General features: G+C 68.1%; 12 protein-coding genes and 7 pseudogenes. 8 read left to right on the top strand and 11 right to left on the bottom strand.

The window, feature by feature from the left end; all coding sequences use genetic code 11:
* Positions 1 to 72 precede the first annotated feature (72 nt).
* A complete protein-coding gene (locus KAE78_RS02190; protein WP_223171576.1) occupies positions 73 to 372 on the top strand; it encodes a hypothetical protein in 300 nt (99 codons plus the stop codon).
* Between the two features lie 10 nt (positions 373 to 382).
* Here the strand turns inward: KAE78_RS02190 and KAE78_RS02185 are convergent, their stop codons facing one another.
* Genes KAE78_RS02185 through KAE78_RS02170 form a run of 4 tightly spaced genes read right to left on the bottom strand, consistent with a single transcriptional unit; the run spans position 383 to position 3,435 of the window.
* The gene (locus KAE78_RS02185) at positions 383 to 874 is read right to left on the bottom strand and encodes a SixA phosphatase family protein (RefSeq protein ID WP_223171575.1); all 492 of its coding nucleotides are present in this window, start codon (positions 872 to 874) and stop codon (positions 383 to 385) included.
* Positions 875 to 904: 30 nt separating this feature from the next.
* A complete protein-coding gene (locus KAE78_RS02180) occupies positions 905 to 1,252 on the bottom strand; it encodes a YrdB family protein (protein ID WP_223171570.1) in 348 nt (115 codons plus the stop codon).
* A 20-nt stretch (positions 1,253 to 1,272) separates the two neighbouring features.
* Positions 1,273 to 2,160: an arginase family protein gene (locus KAE78_RS02175; RefSeq protein ID WP_223171566.1), complete on the bottom strand. Its 888-nt coding sequence runs from the start codon at positions 2,158 to 2,160 to the stop codon at positions 1,273 to 1,275.
* Positions 2,161 to 3,435, bottom strand: a complete 1,275-nt coding sequence (locus tag KAE78_RS02170; protein ID WP_223171564.1) for a DUF445 domain-containing protein — start codon at positions 3,433 to 3,435, stop codon at positions 2,161 to 2,163.
* 46 nt (positions 3,436 to 3,481) lie between these two features.
* On the opposite strand from KAE78_RS02170, the gene KAE78_RS02165 reads away from it, so the two are divergent.
* The gene (locus KAE78_RS02165; protein ID WP_223171563.1) at positions 3,482 to 3,754 is read left to right on the top strand and encodes a metal-sensitive transcriptional regulator; all 273 of its coding nucleotides are present in this window, start codon (positions 3,482 to 3,484) and stop codon (positions 3,752 to 3,754) included.
* A gap of 117 nt (positions 3,755 to 3,871) precedes the next feature.
* Here the strand turns inward: KAE78_RS02165 and KAE78_RS02160 are convergent.
* From KAE78_RS02160 to KAE78_RS02145, 4 genes and pseudogenes are all read right to left on the bottom strand, one after another.
* A pseudogene (locus KAE78_RS02160) lies at positions 3,872 to 4,931 on the bottom strand (2,3-butanediol dehydrogenase).
* 112 nt (positions 4,932 to 5,043) lie between these two features.
* A pseudogene (locus KAE78_RS02155) lies at positions 5,044 to 6,208 on the bottom strand (acyl-CoA dehydrogenase family protein).
* 150 nt (positions 6,209 to 6,358) lie between these two features.
* Positions 6,359 to 7,024 (bottom strand): alpha/beta fold hydrolase, encoded by a 666-nt coding sequence (locus tag KAE78_RS02150; protein WP_262927717.1) that lies wholly within the window; start codon positions 7,022 to 7,024, stop codon positions 6,359 to 6,361.
* 136 nt (positions 7,025 to 7,160) lie between these two features.
* Positions 7,161 to 8,360, bottom strand: a pseudogene (locus KAE78_RS02145) (MFS transporter).
* Between the two features lie 365 nt (positions 8,361 to 8,725).
* Between KAE78_RS02145 and nrdH the strand changes: the two are divergent.
* The 4 genes and pseudogenes from nrdH to nrdF all read left to right on the top strand — a co-directional run bounded on the left by nrdH (position 8,726) and on the right by nrdF (position 12,651).
* Positions 8,726 to 8,959 (top strand): glutaredoxin-like protein NrdH, encoded by a 234-nt coding sequence (nrdH, locus tag KAE78_RS02140; RefSeq protein WP_223172373.1) that lies wholly within the window; start codon positions 8,726 to 8,728, stop codon positions 8,957 to 8,959.
* Between the two features lie 76 nt (positions 8,960 to 9,035).
* Positions 9,036 to 9,497, top strand: coding sequence for a class Ib ribonucleoside-diphosphate reductase assembly flavoprotein NrdI (gene nrdI / locus KAE78_RS02135; protein ID WP_223171561.1), 462 nt, complete (start codon positions 9,036 to 9,038; stop codon positions 9,495 to 9,497).
* A pseudogene (gene nrdE / locus KAE78_RS02130) lies at positions 9,452 to 11,637 on the top strand (class 1b ribonucleoside-diphosphate reductase subunit alpha). Before nrdI ends, nrdE begins: the two are co-directional and overlap by 46 nt.
* 34 nt (positions 11,638 to 11,671) lie before the next feature.
* Positions 11,672 to 12,651, top strand: a pseudogene (gene nrdF, locus KAE78_RS02125) (class 1b ribonucleoside-diphosphate reductase subunit beta).
* Between the two features lie 411 nt (positions 12,652 to 13,062).
* Here nrdF and KAE78_RS18240 read toward each other — a convergent pair.
* A pseudogene (locus tag KAE78_RS18240) lies at positions 13,063 to 14,036 on the bottom strand (aldo/keto reductase).
* A gap of 213 nt (positions 14,037 to 14,249) precedes the next feature.
* Between KAE78_RS18240 and KAE78_RS02110 the strand changes: the two are divergent.
* A pseudogene (locus tag KAE78_RS02110) lies at positions 14,250 to 14,713 on the top strand (DUF3817 domain-containing protein).
* A gap of 114 nt (positions 14,714 to 14,827) precedes the next feature.
* A complete protein-coding gene (locus KAE78_RS02105) occupies positions 14,828 to 15,811 on the top strand; it encodes an NAD(P)-dependent alcohol dehydrogenase (protein ID WP_223171557.1) in 984 nt (327 codons plus the stop codon).
* Positions 15,812 to 15,827: 16 nt separating this feature from the next.
* On the opposite strand, the gene KAE78_RS02100 is transcribed toward KAE78_RS02105, so the two are convergent.
* Both KAE78_RS02100 and KAE78_RS02095 read right to left on the bottom strand, forming a co-directional pair.
* Positions 15,828 to 16,715, bottom strand: a complete 888-nt coding sequence (locus KAE78_RS02100) for a hypothetical protein (RefSeq protein WP_223171556.1) — start codon at positions 16,713 to 16,715, stop codon at positions 15,828 to 15,830.
* Positions 16,673 to 18,118, bottom strand: coding sequence for a hypothetical protein (locus KAE78_RS02095; protein WP_223171555.1), 1,446 nt, complete (start codon positions 18,116 to 18,118; stop codon positions 16,673 to 16,675). The genes KAE78_RS02100 and KAE78_RS02095 overlap by 43 nt, the downstream gene beginning before the upstream one ends.
* Between the last annotated feature and the right edge of the window lie 259 nt (positions 18,119 to 18,377).

The raw sequence follows: 18,377 nt of genomic DNA, 5'->3' as shown, positions 1-18,377 counted from the left end.
GGGATGCCGTCATGCGTCGGAAACCGTCTGGAACGCTGGGAGCATCGCCGTTACTGTGAAGGGATGGAGCTCGTGAACGAACCGCAGATCTGGGTGCTGATCGGTGTGTTCTCCGCGCTCATGCTCGGGGGGTTCACCCTGTCGACCACGCTGATGATGCACTCCATGAGGTCGAGCATCGGCGGCGTCCGCGATGCGATGACCGCCGGATTCACCGCGGTCGATGCGAAGTTCGCGGCCGTGGATGCGAAGTTCGAGTCCCTGGAACGCACCATGGACGCCAGATTCGACGCCGTGAACATCAAGCTCGAGCACCTCGACCGCGACGTGACCGCACTCAGCAGGAAGGTCTTCGGCATCTCCAGCGAGTGAGGCGCCGGCCTCACCGCGGCGTGGAGAACTCCCAGGACTCCGGATCGACGGATGCCGCGACATCCCAGTCGTCTTCGTTCCAGACGAACCGCGCGACGGCGCAGGTCGGCATGTGCCCGATCCCGCCGTCGGAGAGGGCTTCTGCCAGTACCGTCATGCCCGGATCGTGCGCCACGATCAGCACGGAAGAGGCACCGGATGCCGCCGCCGTCTCCAGCAGCACCCTCGCCGGAGCGCCGTAGAGATTCTCGTCGAGCTCCACCTCCACGCCGAGGGCCTCGCCGAAGGCGGCGGCCGTCGTGCGGGCGCGCAGCGCCGTGCTGGAGAGGATGCGCTCGGGCCGAGCCTTCGACGGGCTCAGGGACCGGAACTGCTCGGCGAGCCGGGCCGCCATCACGGGGGCGTCGCTTTCGCCGCGGGCGTTGAGCGGTCGGTCATGGTCGGCGAGAGCAGGGTCGCCCCAGTCGGACTTCGCATGGCGCACCAGCACGAGCTCGATCATGGCCTCACCCTACTCCGGCGTCGGCGGATCTCAGCGCAGCACGAGCAGGGCGATGCGATGGCCTGCCCAGACCGCGAATCCGATGACGGCGGCGACGCCGAGTCCGACGGCGAACAGTCCGATGCCGACGCCGGCGAACAGCAGCAGTTCGACGAGGAAGCGCGCGGTCTCGCCGATGTCGTAGGGCGCCTTCGGCGAGAGCAGCAGCACCCAGACCGTTCCGACGGCGAGCACGGCTCCGATCACGAACAGCCAGACCGTGCCGGCCGGCGCGAGCCTCCCGGCGAGCACGCCGACTCCGGCGAGCAGAGCCAGTTCCAGTAGGAACCGGGCGGTGAGGGCGATCCGGCGCCCCGTCGACGCCTCCTCGAAGTCCATGCCCGGGCGGGCCGACCTGCTCATCCGCGCCCTCGGAAGGCCAGCGCCGCGAGCAGCTCCAGCACGCACAGCGCCGCCAGGCGCACGGTGCGGCCGTCCGCGGCATCCGCCGTCGCATCGACCTCGACGACGTCGGCGCTGTGCAGTCCCGTCGACGAGGCGAGTCCGCGCACGAGCGACCGCAGCTCCCACGCCGCGAGCCCGCCGGGCACCGACGCCGGGCAGCCCGGCGCCACGGAGCGATCGCACACGTCCACGTCGATGTCGAGGTGCACCGGCCCTTCGCCCACGACGGCCAGCGCCGCGGCCACGACGTCGTCGATCCCGCGTCGGCGCACCTCGTCGATCGTGATCACCGTGATGCCCCAGTCCGCCGCGCGCCGGGCGTAGGCGGCGGAGTTGGCGAAGTCGGCGATGCCGATCTGCACGATGCGTCGGGGGTCGAGCCCGCCCTCCTCGACGAGGCGCCGGACGGGGGAGCCGTTGGAGACGCCGTCGCGCAGGTCGAAGTGCGCATCGAGGGTGACCAGCCCGGTGGCGCCTGCGGCCAGGGCGACGGGGTGGGTGATCGAGTTGTCTCCGCCGAGGGCGATCACGAGATCGGATGCCGCACGCAGCTCCGCCACGCGCGAGCGCACCCGCGCTTCGCCCTCCGGTCCGTCCGGTCCGTCGATGTCACCGGCATCGGCGATGCGGAGCGCCTCGCTCAGATCGAGAGGCTGCGGCGCGAGCACGGTCGGGCTGTACCGGCGCAGCGCCTCGCGCACGGCCGAGGGCGTCGCGTGCGATCCGGTCGGGGAGAGCGAGGTGCGCCAGGCGGGAACGCCGAGGACGACCGCATCCGACCGGCCCGCGGGCGCCGCCCACCCGCCCGCTCGCGGCCAGAGCTCGTCGTGCGACAGTGCCATTCAGACTCCCGGGATGAGATTGTGCGCGAGCGCGAAAATCACCAGGCCCGCGAGCGCCCCGACCACGGTGCCGTTGAGGCGGATGAACTGCAGATCCTTGCCCACCATCAACTCTATTTTCTCGGTCGTCTCGGCGGGGTCCCAGCGCTCGACGGTGTCTGTGATCACAGACGCGATGTCGTGGCGATAGCGGTCGACGAGGAAGACCGCGGCATCCGACACCCAGGCGTCCACGCGCCGCTGCAGGGCCGCATCGCGAGTGAGGCGCTCGCCGATGTCCTGCACGGCCTCGACCGCGCGGCGTCGCAGGCCGCTCTCCGGATCGGCGAGCGAACGGAGCAGGCCCGCCTTGGCGGTGTTCCACGCCTCGGCCGCGAGTGCTCCGACCCGGGGGCTGTCGAAGAGGTTCGCCTTGGCGCCCTCGAGCTTCGCGCGGGTCGCGGGGTCGTGCTGAAGGTTGTCGGCGAGCCGGGCCAGGTAGCCGTCGAGGGCGAGGCGCGCCGGATGCCGCGGGTCGGCCTGCACGGCACGGGCGAACTTCATCGCCTCGCGGTAGGCGGCGTCGTCGACCAGGCGATGGGCCATCGACGGAACCCAGGACGGCAGGCGCCGGGAGAGAAGGCCCGTGAAGGCGTGCTCGTTGGCGTCCAGCCAGTTCACGATCGTCTCGACCGCGAGGTCGACGGCACCGTGGTGGGCATCGGCCTCGACGATTTTTCCGAGCCAGGTGCCCGCCGAAGGTGCCCACTCCGGCTCGATGAGATGCTCCCGGGCGAGGTCGCTGATCAGATCGCGCACATCGTCGTCGCTGAGCGCGCGCAGCACGGCGATCGCCACGACCGCGCCTTCGGCGGTGAGACGTTCGGCATGGGCCGGTTGCGCCAGCCACTCGCCCGCCCGGCGCGAGATCTCCGTGCGGGAGAGCTTGTCGCGCACGACCTCGCCGGAGAGGAAGTTCGTCTCCACGAACTCCCCGAGCGTGCGCCCGATCTCGTCCTTGCGGTTCGGGATGATCGCCGTGTGCGGGATCGGCAGGCCCATGGGCCTTCGGAACAGCGCCGTCACGGCGAACCAGTCCGCGAGAGCCCCCACCATGCCGCCCTCTCCGGCGGCGCGCACGTAGCCCATCCAGGCGTAGCGGTCCTGCAGCCAGAATCCGACGATGAACACGATCGCCATGAACAGCAGGGCGCCCAACGCCACCGCCTTCATCCTGCGCAGCGCCCGCAGGCGTTCCTGGTCGGCCGGGGAGAGCAGTGCGAGGGTCGGCGACATTCCGACATCCTCGCACGCACGTACCCGGAGGGGGTACCCTCAAGGCGTGATCGAAGACATCAAGAAGCGCGCCCTGCACCGCACGAGCATCCTCGAGGGGCAGCTGCGCGGCGTCGCCCGCATGATCGAGGGCGAGGAGTACTGCATGGACATCATCACGCAGTCCCGAGCCATCCAGCGCTCGCTCGAGTCGCTCAACCGTCTGCTGCTGGAGAACCACCTGCGCACGCACGTCTCGCACATGTTCGAGCAGGGCGGCGCCGAGCGCGAACAGGCGGTCGAGGAGCTGCTGAAGGCCTTCGACTTCGACCGGAAGTAGGGGTCGCATCCGGCATCCGGGTCCATCTGCAGGAGGGTGTCGCACCTGCAGGACGAACGCAGTCGAAACCTCCGACGGCTGCAACCTCGTCCGACGGGTGAAACGCCCCCGCCGAGGTCAGGCGTGCGGGTTCACGATGATCTTCACGTGGTGCTCGTTGTTGTTGATGAGCTGATCGAAACCCTCCGAGACCAGGTCGTCGAGGCCGATGCGTCCGGTGATGAAGGGCGCGAGATCGAGCTTGCCGCTCTGGACGAGCGCGATCGTGGCCGGATGATCGCCGGCATAACCGATCGTGCCGCGCAGGTCGATCTCCTTCAGCACGATGCGGGGCATGTCCACGGGCGGCTTGTGCCCCCAGATCGAGACGTTGACCACGACGCCACCCGGGCGCACGGCGTCGATGAGCATGTCCAGGACAGCCGGCACCGAGGAGCATTCGAACGCGACATCGGCGCCGGTGCCACCGGTGCGCTCACGGACCTGCTCGGCCACGTCACCGTCTCGCGGGTCGAACACCTCGTCGGCGACGCCGGTCGTGCGCGCCATCTCTTTGCGCGCCTCGGAGAGCTCGGAGATGTAGACGGTGAGGCCCTCGGCCTTGAGCACGGCCGCCGTGAGCAGGCCGATCGGTCCGGCGCCGCCGACGATCGCCGTCTGCCCGGCCTTCGCCCCGAGCGCACGAAGGCGTGATGACCGACCGAGAGCGGCTCGATGAGCGCCGCCTGGTCGAGCGGGATGTCGCCGATCGGGTGCACCCAGCGGCGCTGCACGACGATCTTCTCGGCCAGGCCTCCGCCTCGGCCGCCCAGGCCGATGAAGTTCATGTCGGGGAGAGGTGGTAGCTCTGACCCGGGCTCGTGTCGACATCGTCGCGGATGATGTACGGCTCGACCACGACGTTCTCACCGACGGTGAGGTCGGTGACGCCTTCTCCGAGCGCAGTGACCGTTCCGGAGAACTCGTGCCCGATGGTCACGGGCGCCGACTCCCCGGAGATCGGATGCGGGTGACCGGCCGGCGGGATGAAGATCGGCCCCTCGAGGTACTCGTGCAGATCCGTGCCGCAGATCCCGCACCAGCCCACCTCCAGCTCCACCGTGCCCGGCTTCAGCTCGGGTTCGGGGATGTCTTCGATCCGGATGTCTTTCTGGTCGTAGTACCGTGCGGCTCTCATCATCGTCCTCCGTGTGCACCGGATGTGCCCAGCGGGCGCAGATCGAATCCGGCGCTCTCTTCGAGCCTAGGCGAGGGAGCCGCGGCGAGGAAGGCCCGGGCCGGGAGAGGGGTCAGACGGCGTCGGCCGGCGGCCCGAGCAGCGCGGTCGAGGCCGCCGCGTGCGCGGACTCGGGTCGGAGGGATGGAACATCCCCGCCAGCACGTCCCGGTACAGTCGCGACAGCTCGCTCCGCGAGAAGTAGGAGCCGCCGCCGGCGACGAGCATCGCCTCGTCGACGACGGACTTCGCCATCGTCACGGCCCGGTGCTTGACGCCCGACAGCAGCGTGAACCAGCGGGCGCCGTGATCCGTGAGCGTGTCGACGTCGCGCGAGATCGAGGCCAGCTGCGGCGGCAGCGCCTCGTAGCGCAGGCTCATCTCCGCGATGCGCCAGCGGATGTCGGGATCCTGGCTGTACGTCGTCCCCGACTTCTTCGAGCGCCGTGTTCGGGCGGTCTCCACCGCGAGGTCGAGCGCGCGGCGGGCGATCCCGGTGTAGACGGAGGCGAGCAGGATCTCGAAGACGCTGAAGATCCCGAAGATGATCGGATCCGGTCCCGGTCCGGGGTCGATGCGCCGGACGACCCGGTCGGATGCCGCCACGGCCCCGTTCAGCCTCGTCGTGCGCGACTGGGTCGCCCGCATCCCCAGGGTGTCCCAGTCGTCGAGCGTCTCGACGGCATCCGATCGGTCGACGAAGGCGAAGACGAGCTTCGGGGCGTCGGCGCTGGTCGTATCGAGGCCGTGCAGACCCAGCTTCGTCCAGACCGGCGCGAGCGAGGTGAAGATCTTCGTGCCGGTGAAGGAGTAGGAGCCGTCTTCGCGCGGCGCGGCCTCGGTGTCGCTGCCGAAGAGGACGAGGTCGTTGCCGGCCTCGCTGATGCCGAAGGCGAAGACCTCGCCGGCGGCCGCGCCGTCCTGCACGAACTCGAGCCCCGGGACGCCGCGGTCCGAGAACACCTTCGCCACACCCGTCCACACGAGGTGCATGTTGATCGCGAGCGCCGTCGCCGGCGAGGCGGTGGCCAGGCGCTGCTGGAGGAGGGAGGCCTCGGCGAGCCTGAGCCCCGCGCCGCCCCGTTCGCGCGGTACGAGGATCGAGAGGTAGCCCGCTTCGCGGAGCTCCCGGAGATCCTCCTCGGGAAGGTGTTCTCCCGGTCGTGGATCGGTGCGCGCTCGCGGATGCGCTCCAGAAGGTCGTCGGGCAGGAACTCCGCCGGGTCGAAGGCGCTCATGTACTCAGCCTATGGCGCCTTCCGCAGGAGCACGGGTGCCGTCTGCAGGAGCAAGCAGCCGTGGGAGGGGCTTTTTGCGCGGAGAGCGGGGTGTCGACTCCATTGCTCCTGCAGAACGCGCGGGTGCTCCTGCACACGGCGGGGGTCGCGTCAGTCGCCCGCGAGGACCTCCAGGATGCGCTCGATGGTCTGAAGCGGGCGGTCGCGGTGGAGGGAGTGGCTGGAGCCCGGCACGATCGAGCGAGTGATGAGCGGGTTGCCGGCCAGCACCTCGTCGGCGAGGCGTCCCTGGAATAGGCTGCCTGCCTTGGGGTCGGACGCGATGATCGCGGTGGGGACGGTCAGGCGGGCCGCCTGCTCCCGCACGTCCCAGTGCGGGTTCTGCACGCTCACCTGCTCCACCGCCCAGGCGCTGGAACGCGCGACCGCATCGATCTTCAGCTCGTGGTCCTGCGGATGCCAGCTCGGGTTCTCCTTGCGCACGCGTTCGATCCGGTTGTCGGCGAAGGCGCGCTTCTGGCTGCGACGGACGATCCTCGCCTCCTTGCTCTGCAGCACGATGGCGGGGTCGAGGAGCACGAGTCGCCGCGTCCAGCCCGGTTCGTCGGCGGATGCGACGGTGCCGGCCGCGCCGCCCAGCGAATGCCCGATCACCGCGTCCCAGGTGCCCTTCTTGCGCGGCCGCGTGTGCACGAGGTCGGCGGCGAAGGCCTCGATCGTGTAGTCGAGTGCGCGAGGGGCATCACCGTGGCCGCGGAGATCGACCGCGGTGGCCTGCCAGCCGGCATCCGCCAGGGCGACGCCCAGCCGCCACATGAGAGCGCCGGTCGAACCGAGTCCGTGGACGAGGAGGGCACGCTTCGCGGCATCCGATGATCCCCAGGTGATCCGGGGAGGGTGAGAGGGGTCGGCATGCTCTCAGCCTACTTTTCCGCACGGGGCCGGCGGCGATCTATGGCAGCGTCAGCGGCTCGGTGTCGGGGTGCGGACTCGGGTCGCGGCCGCGCAGATCGGGGAAGGCGCGAACGAACACGACCGCGACGAGGACGCCGGCGACAGCGAAGACGGATGCCGCGAAGTACGCCCCGGTCGGACCCGACTGGTCGATCAGGAGCCCGGCGATCGCCGATCCTGCCGCGGCGCCGATGAGCTGACCGGTGCCGGCCCAGCCGAAGGCCTCGGCGGTGTCGCTGAACTTCACGCTCGCGGTCGTGATCGCGAAGAGGACCGCCAGCGCCGGCGCGATGCCGATGCCGGCGAGGAAGAGCGTGCCGCCGAGCCAGAAGATGTTGAGCGAGATCATCGTGAGCACCAGGCCCACCGCGACGATCGAGAGGCGCCGTGCCATCGCCCAGGGCCCGATCGGCAGATGCCCGAAGCTGAGGCCGCCGGCGAGGCTTCCGATCGAGAAGATCGCCAGCACGATGCCCGCCTCGAGCCCGTCGTGGCCGAAGGTCGCCACCACGCCGACCTCGACGGCGGCGCAGGCGCCGATGAGGAGGAAGCCGAGGACCGTCGCGAGCGCGACGGGCGGACGCAGTACGACGCGCCCGAAGCTGCGGCGGCTGCGCGGGATGCGCACGCGTCCGAGTTCGGGGGAGAGGATGAACCAGGTGCCCCGGCGACGAGGATCGCCGCGACCAGCAGGAGCCCTCGACCGTGCCGACCTGAGTGGAGACGAAGGTGATGACCACGGGGCGAGCACCCAGATGATCTCCTGCAGGGAGGCGTCCAAGGAGAACAGCGGGGTCAGCTGCGAGGAGTTCACCATCTTCGGGTAGATCGTGCGCACCGCCGACTGCACGGGCGGCGTCGACAGGCCCGCGAGAAGTCCCAGGCCCATGTACCCGGGAAGTGAGAGCTCCAGCAGGGCGAGCCCGAGCACGGCGATGACGCAGATCGTGAGCGTCAGGGAGAGGACACGGCGCATGCCCCATGCGCCCATCCAGCGGCTCGTCACGGGCCCGGCGACCGCCTGGCCGACCGACGTGGCGGCGAGGACCAGGCCCGCCGCGCCGTAGGAGCCGGTCTGCTGCTCGACGTGCAGGATGAGCGCGAGGCTCAGCATCCCGTTGGGGAATCGCGCCACCAGCTGAGCGGCGATGATGCGCCCTACTCCCGGCGTGCGAAGAAGATCCCGATACCCTGCCACCGGACAACGATATCGGCCGAGCGGATGCCGCGGACAGCCGCTTCGCATCCGACACGCCGCGACACGCCGAGGGGCGTTGTCCACAGGAAAAAGAATGTCGGAGCCCGGGCGTAGCGTCCTGCCTGTGGATGGATTCCGCGGAGGCCTTCGCGAGCCGCGAGTTTGCGCGCTTCGAAGGGTTCCGATGAATGTCGCCGCCTGTGGATGAAACGGTGGACAACCTGTGTTGTAACAGGGGAGAACGGTGGAAAACTACACGTATGTAACTACTACCCCTTGTGGTCCCACCCAATGTCGGTACCTATATGTAGTATTGAGGTCCCGGCGGGGGACTGCCGGTGGAGACAAGGGTGAGAGGGGCAGATATGGCCATCACGGTGTACACCAAGCCTTCCTGCGTTCAGTGCAACGCGACGTATCGCGCACTGGATGCGAAGGGCATCGACTACGAGATTCACGACCTCTCCGAAGACGCTTCGGCGCTCGAGCAGGTCAAGGCGCTGGGCTACATGCAGGCGCCGGTCGTCGTCACCGACGAAGACCACTGGTCGGGCTTCCGTCCCGACAAGATCGACGAGCTCGCGTCGCGCTTGGCCTGACGCTTCGCGCGACCCGGCGACGGGCCGGCGGCACCCGTCGCCGCAGTTCCAGCCCCGGTGAGGAGGAGGTGAGGAGATGACCGCAACGGCAACCGCGGCTCCGCTCCTGGTCTACTTCTCGAGCGTGTCGGGGAACACCGCCCATTTCATCGCGAAGCTGGGCCTCCGAGCCGAGCGCGTCCCCTTGCACCGCAACGACACGGATCTGGTCGTGGACGAGCCCTTCGTGCTCGTGACGCCGACCTATGGCGGCGGACAGGGCAGGCTCAACGAGAAGGGCGCCGTCCCCAAGCAGGTGATCCGATTCCTCAACGACGAGCGCAATCGGCGTCACATCCGAGGAGTGATCTCCACGGGCAACACGAACTTCGGCGAGGCCTACGGCCTGGCCGGTGACATCATCAGCCGCAAGTGCCGTGTGCCGCACTTGTACCGGCTAGAGGTATTCGGCACGCAAGACGACGTAGATCGCGTGAGCGACGGATTGGAACGATGGTGGGCATTGCAGTCGAAGAGCATGCAGAGCATGACGCAGTGAAGGGTTCCGTGGCGTTCAAGAGCAACCCCGCATTCGAAGGGCTGGACTACCACGCCCTCAATGCGATGCTGAACCTCTACGACGCCGAGGGGAAGATCCAGTTCGACGCAGACAAGCGGGCCGCGCGGGAGTACTTCCTGCAGCACGTGAACCAGAACACGGTGTTCTTCCACTCGCTCAAGGAGCGTCTGGACTACCTCGTGGAGAAGGAGTATTACGAGCCGGCCGTGCTGGAGAAGTACTCGTTCGAGTTCATTCAGAAGCTCAACGACCTCGCCTACTCGAAGAAGTTCCGCTTCGAGACGTTCCTGGGCGCCTTCAAGTACTACACGAGCTACACGCTCAAGACCTTCGACGGCAAGCGCTACCTCGAGCGCTTCGAAGACCGCGTGGTGATGACCGCCCTCGCCCTCGGCGACGGCGACGAGCAGCTCGCGATCGACCTCGTGGAAGAGATCGTCTCCGGCCGCTTCCAGCCGGCGACGCCGACCTTCCTCAACACCGGCAAGGCGCAGCGCGGCGAGCTCGTCAGCTGCTTCCTGCTGCGCATCGAAGACAACATGGAGTCGATCTCGCGCGGCATCAACTCCTCCCTGCAGCTGTCCAAGCGCGGTGGCGGCGTGGCGCTGCTGCTGTCGAACATCCGCGAGTCGGGTGCGCCGATCAAGCAGATCGAGAACCAGTCCTCGGGCATCATCCCCGTCATGAAGCTGCTCGAAGACAGCTTCAGCTACGCCAACCAGCTCGGTGCCCGTCAGGGCGCGGGCGCCGTCTACCTCTCGGCGCACCACCCCGACATCCTGCGCTTCCTCGACACCAAGCGTGAGAACGCCGACGAGAAGATCCGCATCAAGACGCTCTCGCTCGGTGTGGTCGTCCCCGACATCACCTTCGAGCTCGCCAAGAACGACGAGGACATGTACCTGTTCTCGCCCTACGACGTCGAGAAGGTCTACGGTGTGCCCTTCGGCGACATCTCGGTGACCGAGAAGTACCGCGAGATGGTCGACGACCCGCGCATCAAGAAGACCAAGATCAACGCGCGCGAGTTCTTCCAGACCCTCGCCGAGATCCAGTTCGAGTCGGGCTACCCGTACATCATGTTCGAAGACACGGTGAACAGGGCCAACCCCATCAAGGGCCGGATCAACATGTCGAACCTGTGCTCGGAGATCCTCCAGGTCAACACCCCGACCACCTACAACGAAGACCTCTCCTACGCCGAGATCGGCAAGGACATCTCTTGCAACCTGGGCTCGATGAACATCGCCCTGGCGATGGACGCCGACGACCTCGGCAAGACGGTCGAGACGGCGATCCGCGCCCTCACCGCGGTGAGCGATCAGAGCCACATCGCCTCGGTGCGCTCGATCGAGGACGGCAACGACCGTTCGCACGCGATCGGCCTCGGGCAGATGAACCTGCACGGCTACCTCGCCCGCGAGCACGTCCACTACGGCTCGGAAGAGGGCCTGGACTTCACCAACATCTACTTCTACACCGTGCTCTTCCACGCGCTGCGCGCGTCGAACAAGCTCGCGATCGAGCGCGGTCAGGTCTTCGACGGGTTCTGGGACTCGACGTACGCCTCGGGGAGTTCTTCGACAAGTACATCGAGCGCGCGTGGACGCCCGAGACCGAGAAGGTCAAGGCGCTGTTCGCCGGGCACCCGATCCCCACGCAGGACGACTGGGCGGCGCTGAAGGAGTCCATCCAGAAGCACGGCATCTACAACCAGAACCTGCAGGCCGTGCCCCCGACCGGGTCGATCTCGTACATCAACAACTCGACGAGCTCGATCCACCCGATCGCCTCGAAGATCGAGATCCGCAAGGAAGGCAAGCTCGGCCGCGTCTACTACCCGGCGCCGTTCATGACGAACGATAACCTGGAGTACTACGAGGACGCCTACGAGATCGGCTACGAGAAGGTCATCGACACTTACGCCGCGGCGACCCAGCACGTCGACCAGGGCCTGTCGCTGACGCTGTTCTTCAAGGACACGGCCACCACGCGCGACATCAACAAGGCGCAGATCTACGCCTGGCGCAAGGGGATCAAGACGATCTACTACATCCGCCTCCGCCAGCTCGCCCTCGAGGGCACGGACATGAGCGAGTGCGTCAGCTGCATGCTGTGACGCTCCGCACCGGGATTCCAGAGAAAGACAAGAAATGACACCCTCCCCGAAGCTCACCCTGGTGGATCACGTGCAGGCCATCAACTGGAACCGCATCCAGGACGACAAGGACCTCGAGGTCTGGAACCGTCTCGTGAACAACTTCTGGCTGCCCGAGAAGGTGCCGCTGTCCAACGACATCCAGTCGTGGAACACGCTGACCCCGAGGAGCAGCAGCTCACGATGCGCGTGTTCACCGGGCTCACCCTGCTCGACACCATCCAGGGCACGGTCGGCGCGGTGTCGCTCATCCCGGATGCGATCACCCCGCACGAGGAGGCCGTGTACACGAACATCGCGTTCATGGAGTCGGTGCACGCCAAGAGCTACTCCTCGATCTTCTCGACGCTGTGCTCGACGAAGGAGATCGACGAGGCCTTCCGCTGGTCGGTGGAGAACCAGAACCTGCAGAAGAAGGCGCAGATCATCGTCGACTACTACCGGGGCGACGACCCGCTCAAGCGCAAGGTGGCCTCGACCCTCCTGGAGTCGTTCCTGTTCTACTCGGGCTTCTACCTGCCGATCTACTGGTCGTCGAAGGCGAAGCTGACCAACACGGCCGACCTCATCCGCCTCATCATCCGCGACGAGGCCGTGCACGGCTACTACATCGGCTACAAGTTCCAGAAGGGTCTCGAGAAGGAGACCCAGGAGCGGCGTGACGAGCTCAAGGACTACACGTTCTCGCTGTTGTACGAGCTCTACGACAACGAGGTGCAGTACACGCAGGATCTCTACGACGCCGTCGGTCTCACCGAGGACGTGAAGAAGTTCCTGCACTACAACGCGAACAAGGCGCTCATGAACCTCGGCTACGAGGCGATGTTCCCCTCCTCGGTGACGAACGTGAACCCGGCGATCCTCTCGGCGCTCTCCCCGAACGCCGACGAGAACCACGACTTCTTCAGCGGGTCGGGCTCGTCGTACGTCATCGGCAAGGCCGAGGCCACCGAAGACGAGGACTGGGACTTCTAATCCTCTCGGTGCAGAGCTGAGGGCGAATGTTGCATAGGGGAGCACGCCGCAGAAAGCAAAGTGCCGCGGCGGCGACAGCGCGTGCGGTCGCCCGGTGGGCACTCGTCGCGCTGCTCGCACTGGCGGGAACGGCGCACCTCACCTGGGGGCGCCGCGGATTTCGCATCACCGTCCCGACTGGGCCGTGCCGTTCTCGCGACTCGACAAAGACGCGATCGTCGTCGCCTCCGGCGTCGTGGAGCTCGGCCTCGCGGCTTGCCTCGCACTGCTCTCGAAGGAGCGGAAGCACATCGGCTGGGCGAGTGCGGCGTTCTTTCTCGCAGTCTTCCCCGGCAACGTGCACCAGTGGCGCACCGGGCGGTCTGCACCGCTGCTCGACACGGACCGCCGCCGATTCGCGCGACTGCTGCTTCAACCGGTGCTCGTCGCCTGGGCGCTGTGGAGCACCTCCGGCTCTACTCGCGTCCGGCCGAGATCCACTGCAGGTTGAACGACCGGTCCGCCACGACGCGCTCGGCGAGGGCGTCCAAGCGTGCGACGTGCTCGCTGGACAGCTCGACCCCACCGCGCCGAGATTCTCGTCCACGCGCTCCGCGTATCGCGACCCGGGGATCGGCGAGAGGGGAAGGCCGAGAGCGCGCCCCTTGTCGTAGAGCCACGCGAGCGCGAGCTGGGCGGGGAGACCTCGGCCTCCGCGGCCACGGCCAGCAGCTCGTCGAGCACGGGCTGGTTGGCGGCCAACGCCTCCGGCGTGAAGCGGGGGAAGCGGTTGCGTGCGTCGCGCTCGGTGAGCTGCGAGCGGTCGAACGCCCCGGTGAGCCACTGGCGGCCCAGCGGCGAGTAAGGCACGAAGCCGACGCCGAGCTCGATCGCCGTGGGGACCACGAACCGCTCGACGTCGCGGCTGATGATGCTCCACTCGGATTGGATCGCGGCGATGGGATGCACGGCGAACGCGCGACGAAGCTCCTCGCCGGTGGCCTCCGAGAGGCCGATGTGACGGATCTTGCCGGCCTGCACCAGTTCGGCCAGGGCGCCCACGGTCTCCTCGATGGGGACCTCCGGGTCGACACGGTGCTGGTAATAGAGATCGAGGTGGTCGGTGCCCAGCCGGGCCAGGCTCAGGTCGATCTGCTCGTGCACGTACGCGCGGTCGCCCCGGATGCCGCGGGCGCCGATCCCGCCGCCCGGACGATGCCGAACTTGCTGGCCAACTGCACCTCGTCGCGGCGCGTGCGGATCAGCCGGGCGATGATCTCTTCGCTCAGTCCGTCACCGTAGCCGTTGGCCGTATCGATGAACGTCACACCCGAGTCCACGGCGTGGGTCAGCGTGCGCAGCGCGTCGTCGGGGTCGATCGGGCCGTAGACGGGAGTCAGCGACATCCCGCCGTAGCCTTGCGGGCTGACGACGAGGCCGTCGCCGAGTTCGACGGAGGTGAGAGTGGAGGAGGAGGTCATGCGGTCAGGTTAGCCCTCCCACGACGACGGATGCCGTTTCATTACCCTGCTTGACGAAGAGCCCGAGGCCGACTCGTCCGGTCATCCTCATAGGTGCGGTTGAGAGGATGAACGGACGTACGAGCCACGAGGAGAGATGTGTTCCGCACCCCGAAGTCCCTGTTCCGCGCGCTCGCGATCGCCGAGGCGATCTCGTGGACCCTGCTGATCGGCGGGCTGATCCTGCGGGCCGCGCTCGACTGGCCCCTGGCCGTGACGATCGGCGGCGGCATCCACGGTTTCGTCTTCCTCTCCTACGGGGCGACGGCCGTGCTCGTCGCGAAGAACCAGCGCTGGGGGCCTGGCCGACCATCGTCGCGGTCGTCAGCGCGGTGATCCCCTATGCGACGATTCCCGCCGAGATCTGGCTCGCGCGCACCGCGCGTCTCGAGGGTGCGTGGCGCCTCACGCAGACCGACGATCCGAGGGACACGGCCTGGCATGACCGTCTCCTGCGCGTGCTGCTGCGCCGGCCCTGGATCCTCGCCCTGCTGATCGCCGCGGCCGTCGTCGCGATCTTCGTCGCCCTGCTCATCATCGGCCCGCCCGGCGGCCGGCACTGACATCCGCGACGCCGAACGTTCGGCCGCCGTTCCCCGATTCACCCTCGACGGCGCGGTCCGGCATCCGTTAGCGTGCTGACGTGCGCGCCGTCTGCGCCGGAGAGCGAGGATCGGATGCCGGACACGATGCGCGCCGCGGTCGCAGGCGAGTACGGTCCTCCCGAGGTCGTGCGGGTCGTCGAGCTGCCCCGGCCCGAACCCGCCGCCGGCGAGGTGCTCGTGCGGCTGCACGCCTCCACGGTGAGCATCGCCGACCACCGTGTGCGGGCGAAGGACCTGCCGCGCGGGCTGGGGTTCCTCGCGGTCATGGCGCTCGGCGTGCGCAGGCCCCGCAAACTCGTGCTCGGCATGGAGGGCGCCGGCGTCGTCGAGGCGGTCGGTGACGGCGTGACGACATTCGCGCCAGGAGACGGCGTCGTCGTGATGCGCGGTGGAGACTTCGGCTGCCATGCGGAGTACGTCACGGTCCCCACGGACGCCGGCATCGCTCCGGCGCCGACGTCGTTGCCGCTGGAAGAGTCCGCCGCGCTCCTGTTCGGAGGGTTCACGGCCGTCTACTTCCTGAATCGCGTGCCGCCGGCGGCGGGCATGCGCGTGCTCGTCAACGGAGCCTCCGGGGCGGTGGGCACGGCGCTCGTGCAGCTCGCCTCCCACTTCGGGGCGGAGGTCACCGCCGTATGCAGCGGGGGCAACGCCGACCTCGTCCGCTCTCTCGGAGCCGATCACGTCGTCGACTACACGACGACGGACTTCGCCGCGGCATCCGACCCCTACGACGTCGTCTACGACTGCGTCGGCAACGCGCCCTTCCGGCGCGTGCGTCACCTGGTGAAGCCCGGCGGCGCGCTCCTGCTCGTCATCATCGATCTACCGGGGATGCTCGGCGCCGCCTGGCAGACCAGGCGCAGCGGCTTCCTCGTGACCAACGAAGGGCGCGGCGAGGATCCCGCGGTCCTGCGCGAGGTCGTGCGGCTGGCCGATGCCGGCGCCCTCCGCCCCGTCATCGACCGCGAGTATGCGCTCGACGAGATCGTCTTGGCCCACCGCTACGTCGACACCGGTCGCAAGCGGGGGAGCGTCCTGCTGCGGCTCGCGTGAACGGCGGGACCCCCGACTAAGGGACGATCACGCGCACATCGTCTATGACGAACGACGTCTCCAGAGAGTAGTCCTCGACGCCGGTGAAGGTCAGAGTGACCTCCGCACCCGCGTAGTCTCCCAGCGGCACCTCGATCCGCGTGTAGCCCTGGGCATCCAGGTTCGACCAGCTGCGAAGTGTCGTGGTTGAACCCTGGCTCTGCGCGGTGAGCGTCAGCGTGTCGAATGCCACCTGCCAGGTCTCCTGGGTGGTGATGCGCAGCCAGAACTCCAGCGTCGCATCCGTGCAGCCTTCGGGCAGGGTGATCGTCTGGCGGAGGGTGTCGGTGTTGGTCCAGCCGAAGCCGTTCAGCCAGGCCTTCCACGTTCCGGAGCGAGCTGGCTGCAGCCAGGAGCGGGAGTCGATGACCGTGGAGGTGGCGATCCAGGGCGCCGCGGAACCTGTCTCGAAACCACCGTTGCCGATGAGCTCGTCGACCGTGCACTCGCCAGGGTCGGGATCAGGGTCAGGGTCAGGGTCGGATCCGCCGCCGGTCATCGGTGCGAGGCGATGCGACTGCACGACGGCCGGCGTCCAGACGAACTGGTTGTTGTCGCTGAAGACGTAGTAGGCGGAGTCGTTGGGCATGAGCGCGACCGAGATGCCGCCGAAGCCCGACATGAACGGCACGGTGAACGGCTCGGTGAAGGAGGCGTGATCGCCGGTGCCGAAGTCCTTCGCCCAGACCGAGATGTTGTAGCGCATCGCGGGCGTCCCCGGGATGCCCAGGCCACGATCGCCCGCGTCGCGCTGCATGGCCGCATCGAGGAGGCCCGGATGCAGAAGCTGCGTTCCTCCCGCGGCGCCGGCCGCCGGACCCATCAGCTGCGTGACCTTGGCGATGGCATCCGGTGTCCAGAACATGCCGTAGCCCCGAAGGCGGCACCGGCCTCGGAGTTGCCGGTGCGCAGGCTCTTCCAGGAATCCGGCCCGACCCCGGCGGGGATGAGGACCTCGTCGACGAGCATGCGGAACAGATCCGCGGATGCGCCCTCGTGGGAGCGCAGCACGCCGTCCATCGCCTGCACGGCCAGGTAGGTAGCGGAGGTCTGATACACCCACTGCGCGCCCGGTGCGCTCCTGCGCGGGAAGGACAGGGCGATCGAGGTCTTCTGCGACTCGCTCTCGGCGAGGAAGAAGGAGTTCATCCTGCTCCCGGCCTCGTCGGCCTCGTATGCGGCGGAGTCGTAGTTGCCCGTTGCCATGTCGAGAGCGTGCCGGATGGCCACCCCGTTCCATGCCGGGTTCCCCGCTGCAGCAGGCACATGGCTCTGGATCAGTTCGTCGGCCACGCCGGGACCGTATTTCTGGGCCAGGCGGAGCAGGGCGAGCGTGCCGAAGGCCGACTTCGCCGTCGAGTAGGAGGGGAGCAGCACCTCGCTGCAGTAGGGGTGCTCGCCCTGGCGGGTGGGGCAGCCGCCCACGTAGTTCACGCCGTCGTAGACGAAGCCGAAGTGGGTGCGTGCGGCGGGAGTGATGCCCGCGCCGAAGGCGGAGGTGTCGATGCCGGCCGCGGGGTGGTCGGTGGCGAGCTGAGCGATCGGTTTCGTCGGAAGCCGCACACCGAGTTCGGCGGCGAAGGCGGAGCGGATGCCGGAGGCATCCGGGACCGCGGTTCGATCCAGTGCGACCGGGAGCTGGCCCCACATGTCGAACTGGAAGTACTCGCACGTCTCGCTCGTGACCTGATAGCGCAGCCCTGAGATCTGGGAGTCGGAGAACAGGAAGGTCATCAGGCCGTTGTGCACCCAGTTCGCGTTGCGCTCGATCAGCGAGAAGGGGAGCGCGGCGCGGGTGAGCCCGCCGTCGCCGTTCTCCTGCCAGGCGCGTCCGACGCCCAGGGCGATATTCCACGCCGTGCTGCCGGTGATCCGCAGGCCGCGCTCGGCGGGGATTAGATAGCTGCCGTGCTGCACAAGGGCGGCGGAGAAGTCCGGCAGGTGCCGCACGGCGGTGCTGGACGCGTAGCCGTGCGGATCCTTGACGGCGGAGAAGCCTCCGGAGGCGGTGGCGTTGCCGACGGTCAGCGTGCCCTCCAGGGAATGCACGGGATGCGCCGCCTGCGCGGGCAGTGCGAAGGCGCTGTTCGCCACGGTCGCCGAGGCGGTGCCGCCGTTCAGCTGCGCGGCGGTGAGGACAGTGCGGGGGACCACTCCGGAGCCGGTGAGCTCTCCGAAGTCGGACGGCGTGTCGGCCAGGGCAGGGCTGGCGCCCATCATGAGCCCTGCTCCGAGTGCGAGGGCGGTGAACCAGCGAAGCGCACGCATGTGATCCTCCTTGATCGGGGTGCGCCCCCAGTCTTCGGGGGTCGCGCGCTGTGAGTCCAGGACCCATTTCCTTGGGTCATGATGCTCGGGAGGCATCGCGGAGCTCGGGCAGCGCTGCGCGAACGAAAGCACTGATGCCTCTCAGGCATCGGATTCGTCGAACTTCGATATTTGATCTGCAAGACGCTGTGTCCTTACGCTTTCCTTAGCTGCCAAGGAAGGCGGCTGCACCCAGGAGGAGTTCCATGACAGCCACCAA

The organism is Microbacterium sp. NIBRBAC000506063, from assembly GCF_017968845.1.
Lineage (GTDB): Bacteria > Actinomycetota > Actinomycetes > Actinomycetales > Microbacteriaceae > Microbacterium.
The sequence above is the reverse complement of the archived record's forward strand: the minus strand, read 5'-3'. Positions and strand labels throughout refer to the sequence as shown.